At 27.6% G+C, this 23,160-nt stretch carries 24 protein-coding genes; 1 reads left to right on the plus strand and 23 read right to left on the minus strand.

Translation table 11 applies throughout. From position 1 onward, the window contains the following. Positions 1–43: 43 nt before the first annotated feature. The 16 genes from I6H46_RS08575 to efp are packed head-to-tail and all read right to left on the minus strand — an operon-like array spanning position 44 to position 12,635. Positions 44–2,119, minus strand: a complete 2,076-nt coding sequence (locus I6H46_RS08575) for a bifunctional 4-hydroxy-3-methylbut-2-enyl diphosphate reductase/30S ribosomal protein S1 (protein WP_019117605.1) — start codon at positions 2,117–2,119, stop codon at positions 44–46. Position 2,120: 1 nt separating this feature from the next. Continuing rightward, complete coding sequence (locus I6H46_RS08580; protein WP_019117604.1) at positions 2,121–2,711, minus strand: lysophospholipid acyltransferase family protein; 591 nt, start codon at positions 2,709–2,711, stop codon at positions 2,121–2,123. Then, positions 2,701–3,351 carry a (d)CMP kinase gene (gene cmk, locus I6H46_RS08585; RefSeq protein WP_019117603.1) on the minus strand — a complete coding sequence of 217 codons (651 nt, stop codon included), beginning with the start codon at positions 3,349–3,351 and terminating at the stop codon, positions 2,701–2,703. The genes I6H46_RS08580 and cmk overlap by 11 nt, the downstream gene beginning before the upstream one ends. After that, positions 3,344–4,570 (minus strand): BaiN/RdsA family NAD(P)/FAD-dependent oxidoreductase, encoded by a 1,227-nt coding sequence (locus I6H46_RS08590; protein WP_019117602.1) that lies wholly within the window; start codon positions 4,568–4,570, stop codon positions 3,344–3,346. Before I6H46_RS08590 ends, cmk begins: the two co-directional genes overlap by 8 nt. A 2-nt stretch (positions 4,571–4,572) precedes the next feature. Next, positions 4,573–5,268 carry a pseudouridine synthase gene (locus I6H46_RS08595; protein WP_200225818.1) on the minus strand — a complete coding sequence of 232 codons (696 nt, stop codon included), beginning with the start codon at positions 5,266–5,268 and terminating at the stop codon, positions 4,573–4,575. Next, positions 5,258–5,794 carry an SMC-Scp complex subunit ScpB gene (gene scpB, locus I6H46_RS08600; RefSeq protein ID WP_019117600.1) on the minus strand — a complete coding sequence of 179 codons (537 nt, stop codon included), beginning with the start codon at positions 5,792–5,794 and terminating at the stop codon, positions 5,258–5,260. Before scpB ends, I6H46_RS08595 begins: the two co-directional genes overlap by 11 nt. Next, positions 5,787–6,500, minus strand: coding sequence for a segregation and condensation protein A (locus I6H46_RS08605; RefSeq protein WP_019117599.1), 714 nt, complete (start codon positions 6,498–6,500; stop codon positions 5,787–5,789). The genes scpB and I6H46_RS08605 overlap by 8 nt, the downstream gene beginning before the upstream one ends. Beyond that, positions 6,490–7,029 (minus strand): NUDIX hydrolase, encoded by a 540-nt coding sequence (locus I6H46_RS08610; RefSeq protein WP_004838911.1) that lies wholly within the window; start codon positions 7,027–7,029, stop codon positions 6,490–6,492. The genes I6H46_RS08605 and I6H46_RS08610 overlap by 11 nt, the downstream gene beginning before the upstream one ends. A 1-nt stretch (position 7,030) precedes the next feature. Then, positions 7,031–8,722 carry a DNA repair protein RecN gene (gene recN, locus I6H46_RS08615; RefSeq protein WP_019117598.1) on the minus strand — a complete coding sequence of 564 codons (1,692 nt, stop codon included), beginning with the start codon at positions 8,720–8,722 and terminating at the stop codon, positions 7,031–7,033. Then, positions 8,723–9,175: an arginine repressor gene (locus I6H46_RS08620; RefSeq protein ID WP_004838913.1), complete on the minus strand. Its 453-nt coding sequence runs from the start codon at positions 9,173–9,175 to the stop codon at positions 8,723–8,725. Next, positions 9,172–10,014 carry a polyprenyl synthetase family protein gene (locus I6H46_RS08625; protein WP_019117597.1) on the minus strand — a complete coding sequence of 281 codons (843 nt, stop codon included), beginning with the start codon at positions 10,012–10,014 and terminating at the stop codon, positions 9,172–9,174. The genes I6H46_RS08620 and I6H46_RS08625 overlap by 4 nt, the downstream gene beginning before the upstream one ends. Further along, positions 9,998–10,192, minus strand: a complete 195-nt coding sequence (gene xseB / locus I6H46_RS08630) for an exodeoxyribonuclease VII small subunit (RefSeq protein WP_019117596.1) — start codon at positions 10,190–10,192, stop codon at positions 9,998–10,000. Before xseB ends, I6H46_RS08625 begins: the two co-directional genes overlap by 17 nt. Next, on the minus strand, positions 10,182–11,363 hold the full coding sequence (gene xseA / locus I6H46_RS08635; protein WP_019117595.1) for an exodeoxyribonuclease VII large subunit: 1,182 nt from the start codon (positions 11,361–11,363) through the stop codon (positions 10,182–10,184). The genes xseB and xseA overlap by 11 nt, the downstream gene beginning before the upstream one ends. Continuing rightward, positions 11,364–11,753, minus strand: a complete 390-nt coding sequence (gene nusB, locus I6H46_RS08640) for a transcription antitermination factor NusB (protein WP_019117594.1) — start codon at positions 11,751–11,753, stop codon at positions 11,364–11,366. After that, entirely contained in the window at positions 11,753–12,067 is a 315-nt protein-coding gene (locus tag I6H46_RS08645) for an Asp23/Gls24 family envelope stress response protein (RefSeq protein WP_019117593.1), read from the minus strand. The genes nusB and I6H46_RS08645 overlap by 1 nt, the downstream gene beginning before the upstream one ends. Before the next feature lie 10 nt (positions 12,068–12,077). After that, entirely contained in the window at positions 12,078–12,635 is a 558-nt protein-coding gene (gene efp, locus I6H46_RS08650) for an elongation factor P (protein ID WP_004838919.1), read from the minus strand. Positions 12,636–12,775: 140 nt separating this feature from the next. Between efp and I6H46_RS08655 the strand changes: the two genes are divergently transcribed. After that, the gene (locus I6H46_RS08655) at positions 12,776–13,951 is read left to right on the plus strand and encodes a nucleotidyltransferase family protein (protein ID WP_019117592.1); all 1,176 of its coding nucleotides are present in this window, start codon (positions 12,776–12,778) and stop codon (positions 13,949–13,951) included. A 21-nt stretch (positions 13,952–13,972) separates the two neighbouring features. Here the strand turns inward: I6H46_RS08655 and I6H46_RS08660 are convergent, their stop codons facing one another. The 7 genes from I6H46_RS08660 to nifJ all read right to left on the minus strand — a co-directional run bounded on the left by I6H46_RS08660 (position 13,973) and on the right by nifJ (position 23,152). Next, a complete protein-coding gene (locus I6H46_RS08660; protein WP_019117591.1) occupies positions 13,973–14,455 on the minus strand; it encodes a H+-ATPase subunit H in 483 nt (160 codons plus the stop codon). Further along, the gene (gene coaD, locus I6H46_RS08665) at positions 14,455–14,949 is read right to left on the minus strand and encodes a pantetheine-phosphate adenylyltransferase (RefSeq protein WP_019117590.1); all 495 of its coding nucleotides are present in this window, start codon (positions 14,947–14,949) and stop codon (positions 14,455–14,457) included. Before coaD ends, I6H46_RS08660 begins: the two co-directional genes overlap by 1 nt. Continuing rightward, the gene (gene rsmD, locus I6H46_RS08670; protein ID WP_004838923.1) at positions 14,927–15,487 is read right to left on the minus strand and encodes a 16S rRNA (guanine(966)-N(2))-methyltransferase RsmD; all 561 of its coding nucleotides are present in this window, start codon (positions 15,485–15,487) and stop codon (positions 14,927–14,929) included. The genes coaD and rsmD overlap by 23 nt, the downstream gene beginning before the upstream one ends. Then, on the minus strand, positions 15,487–17,466 hold the full coding sequence (locus tag I6H46_RS08675) for an ATP-dependent DNA helicase RecG (RefSeq protein ID WP_019117589.1): 1,980 nt from the start codon (positions 17,464–17,466) through the stop codon (positions 15,487–15,489). The genes rsmD and I6H46_RS08675 overlap by 1 nt, the downstream gene beginning before the upstream one ends. Before the next feature lie 5 nt (positions 17,467–17,471). Next, entirely contained in the window at positions 17,472–19,043 is a 1,572-nt protein-coding gene (locus tag I6H46_RS08680; RefSeq protein WP_019117588.1) for a DAK2 domain-containing protein, read from the minus strand. 7 nt (positions 19,044–19,050) lie between these two features. Beyond that, positions 19,051–19,404, minus strand: a complete 354-nt coding sequence (locus I6H46_RS08685) for an Asp23/Gls24 family envelope stress response protein (protein WP_019117587.1) — start codon at positions 19,402–19,404, stop codon at positions 19,051–19,053. A 217-nt stretch (positions 19,405–19,621) separates the two neighbouring features. Continuing rightward, a complete protein-coding gene (gene nifJ / locus I6H46_RS08690) occupies positions 19,622–23,152 on the minus strand; it encodes a pyruvate:ferredoxin (flavodoxin) oxidoreductase (protein ID WP_019117586.1) in 3,531 nt (1,176 codons plus the stop codon). Positions 23,153–23,160 lie beyond the last annotated feature (8 nt).

Raw genomic sequence — 23,160 nt, forward strand, 5'->3', positions numbered from 1 at the left:
ATCTAGACCATCTCTTTTTTGTATAATTGTAATTTATCAGATATTATTCTTCAGTAGAATCTTCGTCTTCTATTTCTATACCTGATAGTACTTCTTCTATAGCAAATCCAATGTTATTATTTAAATCATTATCGCCAAATTCGTTATTTGATTCTTTCTTTTCAGCTTTTCTTTTAGCTTTAGCATTAGATCTGTTTTTATTTTCTTCGTTATTTCTTCTTGGTTTTCTTTCAATTCTTTCTGGGGCTTCTTTTAAAGCTTTAATTGAAAGACCAATTTTTTCTTCTTCTGGGTCAATGCTTAAAATTTTAACTTCTACTTCATCACCAACATTTAATTCATCTGATGGTTTTTCAACATGATCCCATGAAATTTCAGAAACGTGAATTAATCCTTCAACTCCTTCGCTAACTTCAACGAAAGCACCAAAGTCTAAAAGATTTACAACTTTTCCTGTTATAACATCTCCAACTTCATGTTCATTTGTAAATTCTGCAAATGGTTTTTCAAGAAGTTGTTTTCTTCCAAGCGAAATTCTATTTTTTTCTTTGTTTAATTTTAAAATTTTAACTTCAATATCATCGCCGATATTTAAAACATCCTTTGGATGTTCTACTCTTGTCCAAGCTATATCAGATACGTGAAGTAATCCATCAAGACTTCCTATTTCAATGAAAGCACCAAAATCTGTAAGTCTTGCAACTTTTCCTGTTATAACTTGTCCTTCTTCTAATTCATCCCATTGTTCATCAAGTTTTTCTTCAACAATGTCTTTTCTTGATAAAACTAGACGATTTTTTCTCTCATCTATTGAAATGATTTTAAGATCCCAATGTTCTCCAACAAATTTTTTGAAGTTTTTAACAAAATATGGAGCTATTTGGCTTGCAGGAACAAATCCATTGATTCCCATAACTCTAGCTGTAAGACCACCTTTGTTTGCTCCTGTTACATCACCTTCAACAGTTTGGTCATTTTCGTAAGCTTCTCTAAGGTTTTTCCAATTTTTCATTCCTTCTACTCTTCTAGTAGATAATGAAACATTGCCTTCTCCATCATCAAGTTTTATAACATAAACTTCTACTTCTTGACCGATTTCAAAATTATCTTTTGGATTTTCTCTTTGTTCTTCAGTCATTTCATCCAATTTTACAATACCATCTGCACGATATTGAATGTCTACGAAAACTTCATCATCTTTCACATCAATAATTGTTCCGTTTACAACATCTCTAGGATATATTTTCTTCATACTATCTTCAATGCTGTTCATTAATTCTTCATTTGTTAAATCATCCATCCTATTAACTACCTCCTCGATAACCTGATCTGGTGTGGACGCACCAGCGATTACCCCTATTATATTAAAATTTGAGAGCTTTTGCAAAGGTAGATCTTTAACAGTTTCTATTCTTTGAACATTTTCACAATACTTTTGTGCTATTTGATAAAGCTTGTTTGTATTCGAACTATTAAAACCACCAACAACAATCATACAATCAACTTCTTTTGATAGGCTCTTACATGCTTCTTGCCTTAATCTTGTAGCATTGCAGATTGTATTTTCTATTACTACATCATCATTCGTCTTCTCTAACTCATGAGCAATATTCTCAAAAAAATCAATTCTGTTTGTTGTTTGACTAACAACATAAAGTTTTGACATATTTGTAATATTTTTTGCTTCAGTCTCATCTTTTATTATTATACCATTATTTACGTAAGATGCCATAGCTTTTATTTCCGGATGTTCTTTATCTCCAATAATTACTACGGTGTATCCTTCATTTTCTTTTTCAATTATTTTTTTGTAAATATTTAAAAGAACTGGGCAAGTTGCATCAACAACTTCATTAGAATTTTTTTTAAGATTTTCTTTTAAATTTTCACTTACTCCATGACTTCTTATTACTATTTGTGAATTTTTTATTTTTAAAACTTCATTTTCATCTACAACACTTACGCCTTTTTTTTCAAGCATTTTAACTTGCGTTGGATTGTGAACCAAAGGCCCTAGTGTATATGTTTTTATATTTTTTTCGCTTGCTTTATTTGCAAGGTCAACACTTCTTCTAACTCCATTACAAAAGCCAGAATTTTTCGCAACTATTACTTTCATCTCAAACCTTTCTTAAAAATTTGTGATTTTCATACATTTTCTCATAAGTTTTATCCATAATTTTTTCCATTGCATCTTTTGATTTATATTTTTCAAAATCTTCAATTTGTATAAGATTTTTTATGTATAAATCTGTTTTACAAAATGGCTTATAAGAAGATAAAATTTCTATTGTTAATATATCAGTTTTTGATTTAAGTGCAATATATCCTGCACCATCTTTTATATTTTCTCTTTTTATTTCCTTAACTCTTGTTCCTTCAGGAAATATTCCTAAAATTTTTCCTGTTTTTATTAATTTTATTGAATCTCTTAAAACCGATAAATCTTTTCCATCTCTTTGAGCTGGTATTGCATTTAAAGATTTTAATATATTTTTTAAAATTGGTATTTCAAATAATTCTTTTTTTGCTATAAAATGAATCTGCCTATCTAAAGCCATTGCTACAAAAACCGGATCAAGAAAAGATTTGTGATTTGCACAAACAATAAATTTTCTATCTTGTGGAATATTTTCATAACCGTGTACTTTTATCCTAAACAAAGGTGTTGCTATTAATCTTAATATTAAATATATAAATCTATAAAACATCTTCTTTGTCCATTTTATTTATAATTTCTTCAATAGTTTCATCAATTGTTAAATTTGAAGAATCTATTTCTATGGCATCTTCTGCTTTTTTTAATGGAGAAATTTCCCTGTGTGAATCTAAGTAATCTCTTTTTTCTATATCTTTTTGAATTTCTTCTAAAGGTTTATCAATTTCATTTTGCTCATATCGTCTTTTTGCCCTAACTTCACTTGATGCTACTAGAAAAAATTTGTACTTTGCATTAGGAAAAACAACTGTGCCAATATCTCTTCCATCAAGAATAATTGATTTATTTTGAGAAATTTTTCTTTGCATATCTACTAAATATTTTCTAACTAAGAAAATAGAAGATACCCATGATACATTTTCAGTTACTTCCTTATTTCTAATTTTATCGCTTACATCTTTTTCATTTAAAAATACCCTGTCACCTTTTATGTCGATATTAATTTTTCTAAGCAAATCTATATCAATCTTATCAGATTTTTCTATATTATTTTCTAAAAAAAATAAGGTTACAGCCCTATACATTGAACCTGTATTTAAATATGAAATTTTTAATTTTTTAGCCAAAATATTTGCTATTGTGCTTTTTCCTGAGCCGCTAGGTCCATCTAAAGCTATAATAAAATTACTCATTTTCCCTCCTTAAATCCTTAGCACAAGCATAGGCTTGTGAAAATGCAATTTGTAAATTATATCCTCCTGTAAGAGCATCAACATCTGTAACTTCCCCAACAAAATACAGACCAGAAACTATTTTTGATTGCATATTTTTAGGATCAAGTTCTTTACAATCAACTCCACCTGAGGTTATAATAGCATTTTTTATTTCACTTAATCCATTAAATTTTAAATGAAAATATTTAATTTCTTTTATTAATCTAAATCTCTCATCTTTTGTAATTTGGTTTGCTTTTGTATGAAAATCTATATTTGATCTTTTTAAAACTACATCTACAAAAGCATTTAGCAATAGTTTTTTTAAAATATTTCCTACATCTTTATTGGAATTATTTTCAAAATCTCTTAGAAGCCTATTATCTAATTTTTCAAAATCTAGACCTGCTTTAAGGTCAATATACATATTTTTGACTTTTTTTCTATTAATTAGTGATGACATAGTTAAAACAATAGGTCCAGTTATGAAATTTTTTCCTATTAGCATTTCTCCAAATTCACTAATTTTTTTATCTTCGCACTCCACATTCAAGCTTACATTTTTTAAGGAAATTCCATTTAAGCTATCTAAGTCATCATCTAAAAATTTAATTGGACAAAGAGCCGGTTTTGTACTAATAATTTTATGGGAAAAATATTTTGCAAATTTATAACCATCGCCAGTTGAACCTGTCAACGGATATGAAAGACCTCCTGTTGCAATTACAACTTTATCAAATTCATAAGAATTTTTTTGGGTAAGAACAATAAATTTATTTAAATCTTTGTCTTTATAGATTTTATTTACATTTTCATTTAATTTCAAATCTATATTTTTTTCTTTAATAAGCTTTTCAAATAATTTAATCACGTCATTTGATTTTTCACTTTTTGGAAAAACCCTATCTCCTCTTTGGGTTGTAAGTTTTAATCCCTTATTTTCCAAATAATCCATAAGAGCATAATTATCAAAATTTGTAAATGACGAATACATAAATTTTTTGTTTACAAGAATATTATCCAAAAATTCATCAAAAAATTTGGCATTAGTAATATTACACCTGCCTTTTCCGGTAATAAATATTTTCTTGCCAATTTTGTCATTTTTTTCTATTAAAGTTATTTTATTTTTTTCGTTTTTAGCATTTATTGCAGTAAAAATACCGCCTGCTCCTGCTCCAATTATTCCAATATCCATTTTTATAAACTTTCTAAATATTCCACTTCTTTTTTACTTAATTTTTTATAATCTCCATCTTTTAAATCATCAAGACAAATTTGTCCTATTTTTATTCTTTTTAAATCTAAAACTTTTATTTTGAAATATTCAAACATTCTTCTAATTTGCCTATTGTAGCCTTGATGAATTGTAACTTTGTAAGTAATTTTTTCTTTATCTATTAAAGAAATTTTTGCATCCGATGTTATTTCTTTTTGCGATAATTTTACCCCATCCATAAAAATTTTTTCTTGGTAAGCTGTAAGTTTTTTATCTACCTTAACTATATAAATTTTATCAATTTTTTTACTTGGATGAATTATTTTATTTGTTATTTTGCCATCATTAGTAATTATCATAAGACCATGACTATCTTTGTCAAGCCTTCCCGCACAAAAAAATCTCTCATCAATATTAAGCAACTTATTTAAATCTTTTTCGTTGTGAGGATCATAATTTGATGAGATATATCCAATAGATTTATTTAATTTATAGTAGAAATTTTTTTGAATTTTTAAAATTTTTCCATCAATTTTAACTTCATCTGTTTCTTTTACTTGATATGATAAGTCTTCTAATTTATTTCCATTTACATAAACTTTACCAGTTTTTATATATTCTTCGCTTTTTCTTCTTGATGCAAATCCTGTTTTTGCTATATATTTATTAATCCTCATCAATTTCTCCATCTATTTTTTCATCAATTTTTGGCAATTGGTCAAGATTTGAAATATTAAAATACTTTAAAAAAAGATCAGTTGTAACATATATAATAGGCTTTCCGATTTTATCAAGTCTGCCATTTTCTTTTATAAGTTTTTTATCTAAAAGAGAATCTATTGTTGATTGGGATTTGACTCCTCTTATTTTATCAATTTCTGCTCTTGTTATTGGTTGCTTGTATGCAATAATTGATAGGGTTTCTAAAGAAGAATTAGATAAATTTTTCTCCGATTTTTTTACTATATTTGAAATATATTTTTCGTGATCTGGTCTGGTTGCAAATTGGTATTTATCTTCATATTTTTTTATAATAAGTCCCGAAGATTTTAAATTCCTGTCATCAACCATCTCATTAATTGCCTTTCTTATTTCAGATTTTTCGGCGTCAAATATAATTTTTCCAAGATCATTGATGTCAATCGGTTCGCCCCAAATATATAAAATTTCTTCAATAATTCCTTTTAAGTAATCACTATTCATTCTTATCCCTTTTTACTATCAAAAATTCATTTATTTTTTCTTCTTCCAAGTATATTTCCTTTAATCTTACAAGCTCAAGAAGTGCTAAAAATGTTCCTATACAAGCATCTTTTGATTTTATTTCATCTGTAATTTTATTTAGCCTTATTGATTTTGTAAATTTTAATGTATTTCTTATTTTTTTTATATAATCATTTACATCAAGTCTTTTAATTGATTTAATAAGATCTGGTTTTTCTATTTTTTCATTCTTGTAAGCTCTTATTAATTTTATAAATTCATTTTTTAAAATATTTACATCTTTACTAATTATTTCATCGTTTGACTTATATTTTGATAAATCTTCTTGGTATTTTGTATAATAAGATTTCGCTTCATTTTCAAGAATTTTTAAATCATCTTCTACACTTTTTATTTTTTTATATTCTATAAGATATGAAATAAAATCTTCTTCTACTGTATCATTTTTATCTTTTGGCATCAATTTACTAGATTTTATGTATAACAAAATAGAAGATATATAAATAAACTCACTTAATTGACCAAGAGGAATATCCATTTCATTGATAGCCTCCATGTAAGGGCTTGTTATATCTTCTATTTTTATGTCATAAATATCTACTTTTTGTTTTTCTATAAGTCTTAACAAGACATCAAATGGTCCTGTGTAAACTTCTAAATCAATATTTAAACTATTACTTTTCATCAATCAATCTTTTTGCATACATTACAGCTATTATTGTTTTAGCATCTGTGATTTCGCCGTTAATTACCATATTATAAACATCTTCAATTTTATATGATTTTTTTTCTAAAAATTCATCTTCATCTAATTCTAATTTTGATTCTTCCAAATTTTTAGCCAAAAAGAATGATAATTTATCGTTTGTAAAACCAGGAGATGCGTGCATATCAAACAAATATTCAATATCTAATGGTTTATAACCAATTTCTTCTTGCAATTCTCTTTTTGCAGTTTCAATTGGTTTTTCATTTACTTCAACCAAACCAGCAGGAATTTCTAAAGTGAATTCATCGATTGCCTTTCTATATTGACGTACCAAATAAATAGAATCTTCCCCATCAAAAGCAATTATTCCTACGCCTTTAACGTGATCTACTATTTCTCTTTTTGAATACTTTTTATCAGGCATTTCCACAGTTTCAACTCTCAAAGAAAGAATTTTTCCTTCATAAATGTTGTCAACTTTTATCGTTTTTTCATAATTATCCATACTAATTTCCTTTTCTTAACTCTTCTGCCATTTCTATCATTTCTTTTGCAGATTCCATTGTTTTATCAGTAATATCAACGCCAGCCAAAAGCCTAGCTATTTCTTTTACCCTATCATTTTCTTTAATATTTGTAGATTTTGATATAGTTAAATCTTTTTGGTCAAATTTTTCTATAAGAATATGATTAGTTGATAAAGATGCTATTTGTGGAAGATGGCTTATAGCTAAAATTTGTCTTTCTTTTGATAAGTCTAAAATTTTTTCTCCAACAATTTGAGCTGTTCTACCGCTAATTCCTTGATCAATTTCATCAAATATCATGGTATCAATTTTATCATAATCTGCAAAAATTTTTTTAAATGACAATACAATCCTTGAAACTTCTCCGCCAGATGCGGTTTTTGATAAGGATTTTAAATCTTCTCCCTTGTTAGTTTTAATGAGAAAATCTATATCATCAATTCCATTAGAATCAATTTTGTTTTTATTTTTAAATAAAACCTTAAAATCCCCATTAATAATATTTAAAGATTGTATTTCACTTTTTATTTCCTTTTCCAAATTTTTAGATTTTTCTTTTCTAATTTTTGAAAGTTCTAGGGACTTTTCTTCTAAATTTTTATTTATATTTTTTATATCTTTGTCAATATTTTTCTTTAAATCACTTATTTTTTTTAATTCTTTTAATCTCAAAGAAATTTTATCATAGTATTCTATAATATCTTCAATTTCATTTCCATATTTTCTTTTCAAATCGAAAAGTTTTTGATTAATCATTTCAAGCTCGTATAATCTTTCAGGATTTTGATCAAGCTTATCCTTATAATTATCAAGCTCAGAATAAATTTCATTTACTAAGTCTATAACAGTATATATTTTATCGTTAACTTCTTCAATGCTCTTGTCTATTTCTGAAAAATCTGATAAATTTGAAGATAAATTAGCTAGAAGTGAGCTAATAGATGCTTTGTCATAATCAAAGGAAGAAATCAATTCTTCACTACTTTCAATACTTTCTCTAAGCTCAGTTATAGAATTTAATTTTTTATATTCTTGGTCAATTTTTTCTTCATCAATATTTAAAAGATCAATTTGTTCAATATCATCAAGTTGATAATTAATTAATTCTTTTTCTCTTGAAACTTCTTCTTGGGATAAATTAAATTCATCAAACTTTTTAAGCAAATTATTTTTTTCATTGAATAATTTATTAATTTCATTTTTTAGTTTGATAGTTTCCTTATCTTTTTTGTAGGCATCAATAATATCAAGATAATTTCCCTTATCCATAAAAATATTTGAATCGCCTTGTTTGTAAATATCAATTAATAATGAAGAAATTTCTTTTATTAACGAAAGATTTGCTACTCTTCCATTTATTCTAATTGATGAAGATTGTTGGTTTATTGTTCTTGTAATAATAAGTTTATTATCATCAAATGTAATATCTTTATCTTCTAATTTTTTTATTGTATCTTCGTCCAAATTAAAAACTGCTTCTATAATTGTTTTATCATCAAATTTTCCAATTATATCTTTATTTGTCCTTTTCCCCAAGACAATATTGATAGCTTCTAAAATTAAACTTTTTCCAGAACCAGTTTCTCCAGATAAAACATTAAATCCGCTATCAAAAAATAAGTGATCTCTTTTAATAATCACTAGGTTATTAATAAATAACTCAGCTAACACTTATTTCACCATACTTCTTATTGTTTCAATCAAATCGTCAATTTCATCTATATTTTTTGGTGTTATAAATATAGTATCAAGTCCTGTTACAATTCCACCAATATTTTCGAGTTTTGCATTTGTTATATACAAACCACAAACTGTTGCAGTATAAGAAATAGTTTTTATAACAACTAATTGGTAAGATCTTTCTACAGATAAGACAGATTCTTTAAATATTTTTTCCATTCTTTCATTTAATGAATCATAAACAGTATCTATTACTGTATATTTGTATTCATAATCATCTGTTTGTACTTTTGATATTCTAAGCTCTTTTATATCTCTTGAAATTGTAGCTTGAGTAGCATCTACTCCTTGATCTCTTAATAATTTAGAAAGTTGACTTTGTGTTTTTACTTCATTATTTTGAATAATATCTAATATAAGTCTTTGTCTAGTGTATTTTTTCATTTGATCCTCTCTGTTAAATAATCAATTAAATAAATGTGAAAATCATTGTTTTTAAAGTCATTGATATTTTCTTTAGCTTTTCTATTAAAGTCTAGTAGTAATTTTTTTGCATCATCAATAGAAATACATGATAAAATATTTAATTCAAACTCATCATATTTGTCTAAAATATCGTCTTGAAGTTGGAAAGCAAGTCCTAGATAATATGCGTAATTTTCTAATTTTTCTAGCTCATCTTTTTCAACATTTGCATACAAAGCTGCCATCATAATTGCAGCCATAAAAAGTCTTGCAGTTTTATTTTTATAAACATCAAGAATATATTCCAAATTTTCATCCTTTTTTGCCTTTATATCAAAAACTTGTCCTTTTATCATTCCATCTTTACCACAAGCATTTGCCAAATATTTTCCAGCTTCAAGAAAACGTTGGTCATATATACTCAAATCAAGAATGATTTCAAAAGCATAGGATAACAAACTATCTCCAACCAAAATCGCAAGATCTTCTCCATATTTTTTGTGGACTGTAAGTTTTCCTCTCCTATAATCATCATTATCCATACAAGGCATATCATCATGTACCAAAGAATAGGCATGAACCATCTCAAGTGCCAATGATAAATCAATTATTTTTTCATTAATTGCATTTTCTCCCAAAAGCATTTTTATAGTTTCCAAAAAAACTACAGGTCTTATTCTTTTTCCAGAATCACTTGCATAAATCAAGGCCTTACTTAAAGGATTATCTTCATCAAATTTTTTTATCATTGCCCTATCAATTATATTTTTGTCAGCAATTAAAATTTTATCAAATTTTTCCTTATTCATTTTTGTCATTATTTATTATTTCAACCTTTGCCTTATAATCATTGATTTTTTTATTAAGTTTATCATAAATTTCTTTAGCCTCTTTATAAATTTCAAGGCTTTTATCTATATTATCTTTATTTTCTTCTAAATCTTTTAACAAAGATTCCATTTTTTTATAATTTGCTTCAAATGTGTTATCCATCATAAATCTCAGCTTTCACTTCTCCATCACTAAAAACTATATTTACCTTATCCTTATTTTTTAAAGAATATTTAGAATAAATAAAATTGCCATCAAAATCCTTAATAAAAATACTATTTTTCTTAATATCCAAAATTGATTTTAAAGAATTAAGTCTATATTTTAAAATTTCTAAATCTTTTTCTTTCTTTTCAATGTTTAAATTTAAATTATTCTTGATTTTCTCAAATATTTCATTTACATTTTTAGTTTTTTCATCAAGTAATTTATCTAAACTATAAGAATCTAAGCTGTATTTTAAATTATTAAGTTTTAATTCTTTTAATTCAATATTTCTATTTAAAGTTTTTTGGATGTCTATAAATATTTTATTTATATCTTGTCTAATTTTTTTATAATTTCTTACCAAATATGAGCCTGCTTCTGTTGGCGTTTGCAAGGACAAATCACTAACTAAATCTGTTAAAGACAAGTCTATTTTGTGTCCTATAGCTGAAATTATTGGACTTTTCGCCTTATATATTTCTTCTACTATATCTTTTTCATTAAAAACCTTTAAATCTTCTTTGCTACCACCACCACGGGTAATAACAATTGCATCTAAGTTTTTTTTATCAAGAACATTTATTGCATTAATTATTTCATCTTTTGCACTAAGTCCTTGAACCTTTACTGGATAAAGATAAATATTTATGTCTGAAATTTCTTTATTTATTACAGATAAAAAATCTACTATAGCTGCTGATTTATCCGAAGTTATAAGGCCTATTTCTTTGGGATAATCGCAAATAGTTTTTTTGGTATCTTTATCAAAATAACCTTTTTTTAAAAATTCTTCTTTGATCTTTAGAAAATTTAAATATTCTTCTGACAAGCCCTTTTTTTCCATATCATTTACTGATATAGATATTTTGGAAAAAAAGCTATTGTAAATCAAATTTCCATCTACAATAACCTCATCTCCATTATTAAAGTCTTCTATATCCTTTTGTTCATAATAATAAATCACACAATCAATAATTTCATTTTCCTCCTTTAAGGAAAAATATATATGATTGTGAGATATTTTGTAGTTGGCTATTTCACCTTTTACACTTACATTTTGAAATAAAGGATCGTGCTTAAAAGAAGTTTTTATATATTGGTTAAATTGTTTTACGCTTAAAGATTTCAATTATTTTCTCTTTTCTGCAATTTTACCTAACACGCTGTTTATAAATTTGTATCCATCACTTGTTGAATATTCTTTTGCAATATTTACAGCCTCATTTATAGAAACACTTATAGGAATATCTAAATTTTCCATTTCATTAACGCTCAAAAATAAAATTGACCTATCAACTTTTGCCATTCTTTGTAAAGATTTTAATCCTATTTGTTCTGCAATTATATTTTCTAGATTATCATAATTTTCTATATATGATTTTAATGACTTATATAAAAAAGAATCTTTATTTAAATCTATCTCATGATTAATAAAGGCTTGGTCTATATCGTCAATATTTTTTATTTGATTTTCAAATATTAACTTAAATACCCAGTCTCTTTGTTTTGCCCTATTCATTATATTACTAAACTATTTACTTCGACATTTACTCTCTTTACAGATAAGCCAGTCATAGTTTCAACTTGTCTTTTTACATTTTCTTGGACATTTTTTATTGTTTTTCTCACATTTACATCTGCACTAAGTACAAGATTTAAATCTATAATTACAAAGCCATCCATTACAGAAATTCTTGTATCTTTTTTTGCTTCCTTATTGGATTTTGTGTTTGATTCAATTACACCATTTACTTCACTACAAGCTTTTTTAGCTATTTCTTCAATAGTTTCATTTGCAATTTTAACACTTCCAAATTTAAATGCTCTTGTCATTTTATCTCCTTTATACTCTGGATAAATATTCCCCTTTTCTAGTATCAATTTTTATAACATCTCCCTCATTTACAAAAACTGGAACATTTATAATTGCACCTGTTTCAACTTCTGCAGGTTTTGTTACATTTGTTGCTGTATCTCCCTTAACTGCAGGTTCAGTTTTTACAACTTCAAGTTCTACAAAATTAGGTGCCTCAATTGAAAATGGATTGTTTTTATAAAATCTCATTGTAGCTGTATCATTTTCTTTTATATAAGGAATTGCTTCAGAAACTGCATCCTTATCAACAGGAATTTGTTCAAAAGTTTCTGGATCCATAAAATAATATAAATGTCCGTCGTTGTATAAGTATTGCATTTCTTTTGTAGAAATAATAGCTTGTTCAAACTTTTCATTTGGGTTAAAAGTTACATCTTTATTTCCGCCTTGCATAACAGATTTTATTTTTGCTCTTACAAAAGCTGCACCCTTACCTGGTTTTACGTGTTGGAAATCTATTACTTGATAAACATCTCCATCATATTCAAAAGTTATTCCTTTTCTTAAATCATTTGCTGATATCATATATCCTCCTAATAGGTTGTTTTCTAATATTATACCACTTATATTTTATTTTTTAAATAAAAATGTAAAATTATGTAATAATCTAAAATAAATTTTCACTTTATTTTTTACAATTTGATATAATAATAAAAGGAGTTGACATGAAAAAATTAGCAATTATTTCAGAATATAATCCATTTCATAATGGACACAATTATATACAAAAAAAAGCAAGAGAAATAACTAATGCAGATATAGTTATAGCAATAATGAGTGGAGATTTTGTTCAAAGAGGAGAAATAAGCCTAATAGACAAATATAAAAGAGCAAATTCTGCAATGCTTTCTGCAGATTTAGTTATTGAAATGCCTTCATTTATCTCTTTACAAGCAGCAAATCTTTTTGCTAGAAAAAATATAGAAATTTTAAACAAATTAGAAATTGATTATCTTGCATTTGGAATTGAAAATATTAGTGAAAAAAATTTTTTAAAGACTTGTGAGAAGATATTTGAAAATGAAAATAGAATAAATATTGATACAAAGAATTTTCTAGATGAGGGAATGTCTTTTGCAAAAGCATCATATCTTGCCTCAATCAAATATATAGAAAATAAAGAATTTTTTTCCGCAAATAATATACTTGCTTTAGAATATCTCAGAGCTATAAAAAAACTAAAAGCAAATATAGAAATTGTACCAATCAAGAGAAAAAATTCTATGAATAAAGATGTTGAATTAAGAAAAGATTCATTTTCTTCTTCAAGTTCTATTAGAAATAACATTGAAAATATAAAAATTAAAGATTATCTTCCAAGTCTTTCTTATAATTATATAAAAAAATTTAAAAATGAATACAATATTTTTCCACAAAATGATTTATTGTATGAGATTTTTAGGTATAAAATTTTAATAGAAGAAAAAAATATGAAAGATACTTTATGTTACGAAGACGGCATGGATAATTATCTAAAAAAAATAGCAAAAGATGAAATATTTTATAAAGATTTTATTAAAAATTCTACAAGCCAAAGATTTACAAAATCTAGGATAAAAAGGCTTATGATAAATTACCTATTAGAAAATAAAACTTATCTTAATGAAGTTGACATAAATTTTATAAAAGTTTTATCTTTTAATGAAAATGCCACAAAATTATTCAAAGAATGTAAGCTTAATGTAATTATGCAAAAAAAGGATATAGATAAATTAAATAAAGAAAATAAAATAATCTTTGAGCAAATGATTAAGGCATCAAATTTATATTCAATGATTATAGGAAGAAAATTTGATAGTGATTATAGAGAAAAAATTTCAATTAAAAAATCCTCATATTAGAGGATTTTTATTTTGCAAATTTTATTTTTGATTTAATATATGTTGTTTATTTTTTTCCAATGATTGAGCCAATTGGCTGAAATTTTCACATGATTTTGTAAATAATTGGTCAATGTATTGGTATGATTGTTGTTTAATTTTATTTGCTTCTTGGTTTGCTTGTTCAAGAATTCTTTGCGCTTCTTGTCTAGCCTCTGCTGTTATTTGATGTTCTGAAATCATTCTTTGATATTGGCTTTTAGCTTGTTCTTTGAAATTTTTGATTTCATTATTTGCATTTTGTACTTTAGATCTTGCTTCGTTTTCTGCTTCTTGCAAAATTCTTTCTTTTTCATCGTTAATCCATTGAGCGTTTTTGATTTCTGTTGGAAGAGAATCTCTCATATCTCTAACAATTTCAAAAATTTCATCTGGATCAACTGAAACCTTTCTTGAAAATGGAACAGAACTAGCATTATCCATTATATCTTCAATTTCATCAATTAGTTCGTTAATATTTGCCATTAGTTTTTTCCTCCTAGTTTATTTTTTTCATATATAGCTTTTTTTACATTTTTTGATACAAATTTAGATACATCTCCACCAAAACTAGCTAGCTCTCTTACTCCACTTGAGCTTATAAATGAGAATTTCGGGTCAGAAAGTAGAAATATAGTTTCAAGATCTTCATATAGGCTTGAATTAAATTGAGCAATATTCATTTCATACTCATAGTCTGTAACTGCCCTTAAACCTCTAACTATAATTTTTGAATTTTCTTTTTTTGCAAAATCAACTAACAAACCTTCGAAAGTTTTGACTTTGACATTATCTAGTTGAAATTCTTTAATTTCATTTTCTATTAATTGTTTTCTCTCTTTAATTGAGAAAAGAGAGTGCTTGGCTTCATTTATCAATATAGCAATGACTACCTCATCAAACATCTTATTTAATCTTTTTATTATGTCTAAGTGTCCGATTGTAATAGGATCGAAGCTACCTGGATATATCACTTTCATAGCAATAAATTTTTATGATTTTCCTTCCATATTTTTTTTCTTTAATCAAATTTAAATTAGTCATATCAGAAAAATCAATATTCCTATCTGATTCGCTTATTATTATACCATTTTTATTTAATAAATGATAGGTCAATATATATTCTAGACTAATTTTCAAATAATCTTCTTTATAAGGAGGATCTAGGTATATGTAATCAAAAGTTTTATTATTTTCTTTTAAAATTTCCAAAACTTTTCTAAAATCCCCTCTTATAGTTAGAGCATTTTGACTTTGAATTTTTTCTATATTTTCCTTGAGTATTTTATAATTTGAATTATTTAATTCTCCAAAAACAACTTCTTTTGCACCATGAGATAAAAATTCTATTCCCATTTGCCCTGTGCATGAAAATAAATCTAAGGCTGTAAAGTCTTTTTTGTAAGGATAAAGCATAGCCATAACTGCTTCTTTTACCTTGTTATCTGTAGGTCTTGAATTGTTAGCTTTTGGAGATTTTATATTAAATCCTTTATACTTTCCAGCTACTACTCTCATTAATTTAACACAATCCTTTTGTCTATATTAAAATATTTTTCTAAATAAGAAAAATTAACTCCTTCGAAATTTTTATCTTTAAGATATGTAAATATTTTAAAGCAAAGATTTATTTCATCTTCTTTTAAATTGAAATAATTTACATCATCAAGATTTTTTCCATGTTGAATTGTTGATAGAATCTTGCCAGCACCTCTTAGTTTCAAATCTTTTTTTGCAATTTCAAAACCGTCGTTTGAATTTTTTATTATATTTAGCTTACTTCTCTCATCAACTTTTTCGCTAATCAAATAGCAAAATGATTTATAAGATCCCCTACCTATTCTTCCTCTAAGTTGGTGTAGTGATGATAAACCAAAATTATTGGCATTATAAATTATCATACAATTTGCATTAGATACATCAATTCCAACTTCTATAACTGTAGTAGATATTAAAATATCAATTTTACCATCAGAAAAATCTCTAAGAATTTCTTCTTTTTCACTTGCCTTTAACTTTCCGTGAAGTTTTACAATTCTAATATTTTTAAATCTTTTTTTATAGCGTTTATATAAATTCTCTAAAGAATTTTCATCATCACTATCTATAGAATCACTTACAACATAAACTTGCCTACCACTTTTTATAAAATCATCTATTTTAGAAAACAGACTATTTTCCATTGACAAAAGAACAAGTTCAGTTATAATTTCTCCTCTTCCTTTTGGAAGTTCAGTAATTTGAGATAAATCTAATAATTTTTTCATCTTCAAAAAAAGTGTCCTTGGAATAGGAGTTGCTGTCATTGTTAGGTAATTTGCATCATTACCTTTTTCGTATAAGGCTTGTCTTTGCCTAACTCCAAACCTATGCTGTTCATCCGCAACAATTAATTTCAAATTTTTAAATTCCACATCATCTACAATAAGTGCATGCGTCCCAATAACAATGTCTATTTCGCCATTTTTGATTTTATTCTTAAGGTCTTCCTTATTTTTTGTTGATGATGTAAGTAAAGAAATTTTTAAGCCAAAGCTTTCAACAAATTCTTTATTTTTTTCATATTGTTGAATAGCTAAAACTTCAGTAGGAACCATCATACAAGTTTGGTATGAATTTATCGAAAAAATAATCATCACTATTAAAGCAATAATAGTCTTACCACTTCCAACATCCCCACACAAAAGCCTATTCATAATTGATTTACTTGTAGAATCTTTTAAAATTTCAATCAAAGACTTATATTGACTTGGTGTCAATTTAAAATCAAGCTTATTTAAAATATCATTTAGATTATATTTTAAATTTAAATCTTGGTAGGAATTTTCTTTTTGCATTACATATATAAAAATCAATTCCTTTAATAAATCTATAATCTTAATTTGACTTTTAGCACTTTTTAAATTTTCAAGGCTAGTTGGGAAATGAATTTCCTTCAAATTTGAAAGTTTATCCGAAAAATCAAAGTCATTAAGAACTTTTTTATCTAATAAAACTTCATTTTCATCAAAAAATTCCAAGGCTTGACCTATAAAATCAGATAAATTTTTATTAGTCAAAGATTTTGTAAGCGGATATATAGGTACAATATTTCCAATTCTATCGTCATCTATATCTGTAAATTCTGGATTATGGCATTCAATTTCATAACCATTTTTTACGATTTTTGTATAAAATTTATATGTTTGTCCGATTTTTAAGGATCTTGGCAAAAATTTGTCGTTAAAAAATACTATTTTTACTCTTTTATCATTTTCACTCGCATAAAGATAAGAGATAGAAAATTTTTTACTATAATTTGTATAAAGCTTTGATTCTATTTTCCATTCAAAATAATGTTTATTTCCATCAAGACCATGGGATAAGTCGTATTTTTTTGACCTATCCTCATATTCCCTAGGATAATAATTATATAAATCTTCTAGCTTATAAATTGATAATTTTTCTAAATATTCTTTTTTCTTTTTGCCTAAACCTTTTAGGTCCAAAAGATCCATCTATACTACTCCAAGGTAATAGTGTAATAATATAAAGGTTGTCCACCATAAATCAATTCTACATCGCAATCTTTGAATTTTTTTTGAGCAAATTTTTGGAGTTTTCTGGCTTCCTTATCTTCTATATCTTCTCCATAATATATAGTTATAAGAGATGTGTCATCATCGACCGCCTTCTCCAAGGTTTCTCTAGCAGTTTTTTCTATTGTTTTTTTGCTTGTAACAATATTATTGTCAACTATTCCAATGTATTCATCTTTTCTAATTTCTACATTGTTCACATTTGTATCTCTAACTGCTATAGTAACTTCCAAAACTCTTACATCTTCAATCGCATCGTTGAAATTTTCCATATTTTCATCTAGTGATTCATCTTCATCAAATGATAGTAGGGCAGAAAAAGATTCTGGAATTGACCTAGTTTCAACTACTCTACAAGTTTTATCAGACAATTGACAAGCTTGTTTAGCACTCATAATTATATTTTTATTATTAGGGAAGATAATAATATTTTCGCTATCTACTTTTTCAATTGCCTTAAAAATATCTTCAGTTGAAGGGTTCATAGTTTGCCCACCAGCAATAATCCTATCAACATTTAAACTTTCAAACACTTTATCATAGCCTTCTCCCCTTGAAACAGCTATGAATCCATATTTTTTAGATGGTTTTTTGTTTACTTTTATATCATTCAATACATCTGGATTAGTATTTTCAACATTCATCGTCAAAACTTGTCCATATTTTGAAACCACTTCTAAAAGTTCCTTTATACCATCGCAATCAAATGAAAGTCTCAAAATTCCATTATCAAAATCTTCTGTCAACGATGTAGAAAGCTCATTTAATTTTTCAAGTAAATCATCTTTTTCATCTTCACTTATGCTTACTGATAGGTCGATATTATAGTCTTTTGATGGCAAATCTTCAATTTCAATTTCTGATAAATCAGTTTCAATATCAATTTCTCCATTTAAGGCTTTTAAAGCGCCTTCAAGCAAAAACATCAATCCTTGTCCACCAGAATCTACAACCTTAGCCTCTTTTAAAACTGGCAATAAATTTGGAGTATCAAGCAAAGCCTTATGACCTGCTGCAATAATTTTATATAAATACTTATCAATATCAATGTTATTTTCAAAAGCGTTATTAGCTTCTTCTGCCATCAATCTTGACACAGTTAAAATTGTTCCCTCAGTAGGTTTCATTACAGCCTTATAAGCAGTTTTATTTGCAACTGTAAAAATATCTCTTATACTTTCTGCATCAATAATATCCTTGCCTTTGATAGCTTTAGACATTCCCCTACAAAGTTGTGATAAAATTACACCAGAATTTCCTCTCGCTCCCATCAAAGTGCCTTGGCTTAAAGCCTTAGCAACATCATAACAAGATGAAGTTTCAGTATCCTTTACTCTTTCTACACCAGATTTCATTGTCATAGTCATATTTGTTCCCGTATCCCCATCTGGAACAGGAAAAACATTTAAGCTATCGACAACATCCCTTTTCTCATTAAGTAGTTCAAAAGCTTTAATAATAATGCTTTTGAACTTATTACTATCGATTTTTTTCATATTTCACCTAACTTCTAATTCCTTGAACTAAAATATTTACACTAGATACACCAACATTAAGAGAATGTTCAACATTATATTTCACATTTTCAATTATATTTTGGCATACAACTGCAATTCTTACACCATAATTTAAAAACAATGATATATCTATAGTCACAGTTCCATCTATATTTCTTAAAACTTTTACACCTCTATTCATATTATCAATACCTAAAAGTTTATAAAATCCATCTTTTGTACTTCTGCTAGCAAGACCTACAACACCATAGGATTCCATAACAGAAGCTGCAGCAATATTTGCAATTACTGTTTCTGAAATACTAACTTTACCGTAATTGTTTTTATACTTAATTGCCATAAACTCCTCCATTTTATTTTTTTATATATAATTTATTATACCATAAATAGTAAATATTTATAATTGTACACTTTTAGCAAAATTAAATTTAAAATTTTCAAAAAGTTTTCAACATAAATTTTTTTGTAAAATTTTAAAAATAAAATCTTCAAAATTAATTTTACGCACAAAAAAAGGATGAGCAAGCTCATCCTTTAAAATTTTTATTTAATTTATCTTATTTTCCAGCTAATCTCTTATATGTTTGATATCTATCTTTTGCAGCTTTTTCTGCTTCTTGATATAATTGGTCAGCTGTTTCAGGGAATGATCTCTTGAGTGAAGAGTATCTAACTTCTCCTTGGATAAATTCTTGGAATGATTCCTTAGGTTCTCTTGAATCTAATTGGAATGGATTCTTTCCTTCATCAGCAAGTCTTGGATCGAATCTCCACAAGTGCCAGTAACCAGCATCAACTGCTTGTTTTTCTCTAAATTGAGATTTACCCATACCGATTCTTATACCGTGGTTGATACATGGTGCATAGCAGATGATTAGAGATGGTCCATCATAGCTTTCAGCTTCTTTCATAGCTTTGATTGTTTGATTTTGGTTTGCGCCCATAGCAACTTGTGCTACGTAAACATAACCGTATGAAGTCATCATTAAACCAAGGTCTTTCTTTCTTACCTTTTTACCAGATGCAGCAAATTGAGCTACTGCTGATAATGGTGTAGCTTTAGATGATTGTCCACCTGTATTTGAGTAAACTTCTGTATCAAATACTAAGATATTGATGTTTTCTCCACTAGCTAGTACGTGGTCTACTCCACCAAATCCAATATCATAGCTCCATCCGTCTCCACCAAATATCCAAACTGATTTTTTAATCATATAGTCTTTTAGTGAATATATTTTGTGTAGTAAATCTTTTTGTTCTTCATCACTTACACTGTTAGCTTTTTCTTCAAGGTTAAGAATTTTAGCTGTTGCTTCTTTTGAAGCTTTAACGTCTTCTTTTCCTTCAATCCATGCTTTGAATGCTTCGCTTAATTCACTATCAGCTTCTAATTCATTGAATTGATTCATATATGTTTCAAGAAGGTGTTTGTTTGAATCAGCTGCAAGTTTCATACCATAACCATATTCTGCTGCATCTTCGAATAATGAATTACCCCAAGCTGGACCTTGTCCGCAAGCATTTGTTGTATATGGTGTAGCTGGTGATGATGCTCCCCAGATTGATGAACAACCTGTAGCATTAGCTATATACATTCTATCTCCAAATAATTGGGTAACAAGTTTTGCGTATGGTGTTTCTCCACATCCTGCACAAGCACCTGAGAACTCAAGTAATGGTTGTTTAAATTGAGAACCTTTAATTGTCATTGGATCCATAACATCTTCTTTGTATCCAACTTCTTCATGAGCATATTCCCAATTATCTTTTTCTTTTTCTAATTCTTCCTCAAAAGGTTTCATTAAAAGAGCCTTCTTTGGAGCTGGACATACATCAGCACAGTTTCCACAACCTGTACAATCAAGTGGTGAAACTTGGATTCTGAAATCATATCCGTCCATTCCCTTACCAATTGCTTTCTTTGTTTCAAATCCTTCTGGTGCATTAGCTTTTTCTTCTTCTGTTAATAAGAATGGTCTAATTACAGCGTGAGGACAAACGTATGAACATTGGTTACATTGGATACAATTATCAATTTGCCATTCTGGCACGTTAAGAGCAATTCCTCTCTTTTCATATTGAGTTGTACCTGGTTCAAAGTCTCCATTTGTTCTATCTTTGAAAACTGAAACTGGAAGATCATCCTCTTTTTGTTCAATCATTGGTTTAACGATGTTTTTGATGAACTCTGGAAGTTCTTTTTCTTCTTTAACTTCATCTTTTGCATCTTTCCATGAATCTGGAACATTAACTTTAACTACTGCATCAATTCCTTGATCTACTGCTTTGTAGTTCATATTTACTATATCATCACCCTTGTGTCCATAAGCTTTTACTATAGAATCTTTAAGGTATTTGATAGCTTCATCTATTGGAATTACATTTGCAAGGTTAAAGAATGCAGATTGCATTATCATATTTGTTCTTGAACCTAATCCAATATTAGCAGCGATGTGAGAAGCATCTATTATATTAAAGTTAATATTGTGTTCAGCAATGTATTTTTTCATTGAAGCTGGTAGATGTTGTTCAAGTTCATCTTCTGACCATGGGCAGTTTAATAAGAATGTACCACCATCTTTAAGTCCAGCTAATAAATCATATTGATTAACGTAAGCTGGTTTTGAACATGAAATAAAGTCAGCTTCATCTAATAGATATGTTGATCTAATTGGATTTTTACCAAATCTCAAGTGTGATACTGTAAGTCCACCAGATTTTTTAGAATCATAGTCAAAGTAACCTTGAGCATACATATCTGTATTATCACCGATGATTTTGATAGCTTGTTTATTAGCTCCAACTGTTCCATCAGATCCGAATCCCCAGAATTTACATCTGCTTGTACCTTCTTGTCTGATTCTTAAATCTGTTCTTTCAAGTGATTTATTTGTAACATCATCTGTAATTGATAATGTGAAATCATCTTTCATTTCGCCAGCTAAATTGTTAAATGCTGCTTCAATGTCTGCAGGGATTGTATCTTTTGAAGATAATCCATATCTACCACCTATAATTTGTGGTTTATCTTCTACATCATAGTAAGCTGATTTAACATCAAGTAATAATGGTTCTCCAACTGAACCTTTTTCTTTTGTTCTATCAAGTACTGCGATTTTCTTTACTGTTTTTGGTATAGCTTTTAATAGATGGTCTTTTGAGAATGGTCTGAATAAGTGAACTTCAACCATACCAACTTTTTTACCATCTTCTACTAATTTATCAATTGCTTCTTCAGCTGCTTGGCAAACAGAACCCATAGCAATGATGATTTCTTCTGCATCATCTGCACCATAATAATTAAATAATCCGTAATTTGTACCGATTAATTCATTGATTTTGTTCATGTAGTTTTCTGTTATGCCTACTATATCAGTATATGCAGGGTTTGAAGCTTCCATTCTTTGGAAGAAAATATTCTTTTCAGCTGTACCGATTGTTTTTGGTCTTTCTGGATTTAAAGACTCATTTTTAAATTTATCTACAGCTTCGTAGTTTACTAATGGAGCTAATGTATCATAGTCCCAAACTTGTATTTTTTGAATTTCGTGACTTGTTCTAAATCCATCAAAGAAATGGCAGAATGGAATTCTTCCTTCAATTGCTGCTAAGTGAGCAACTGGTCCTAAGTCCATTACTTGTTGAACTGATCCTGAACATAGCATAGCAAATCCTGTTTGTCTTGCTGCCATAACGTCAGAATGGTCACCGTAAATTGAAAGTGCGTGAGTTGCTAGTGTTCTTGCTGCAACATGGAATACACCTGGCAATCTTTCTCCAGCAATCTTATACATATTAGGGATCATTAATAATAATCCTTGACTTGCTGTGTATGTAGTAGTAAGTGCTCCTGCTGCAAGTGCTCCATGTACTGCTCCTGCTGCACCAGCTTCTGATTGCATTTCCTTTACTTCAACTGGTCTTCCAAATACGTTTTTTCTACCGTTTGCTGCCCAAACATCTACTGCTTCAGGCATTGGTGATGAAGGTGTTATTGGATAGATTGTTGCTACATCTGTAAACGCATAAGATACGTGAGCAGCTGCAGTATTACCATCCATAGTCTTCATAGCTCTTTTAATTGTCATTTAAGACC

This window comes from Anaerococcus obesiensis (assembly GCF_016599815.1).
In the GTDB taxonomy this organism is placed as follows: Bacteria; Bacillota; Clostridia; order Tissierellales; family Peptoniphilaceae; genus Anaerococcus; species Anaerococcus vaginalis.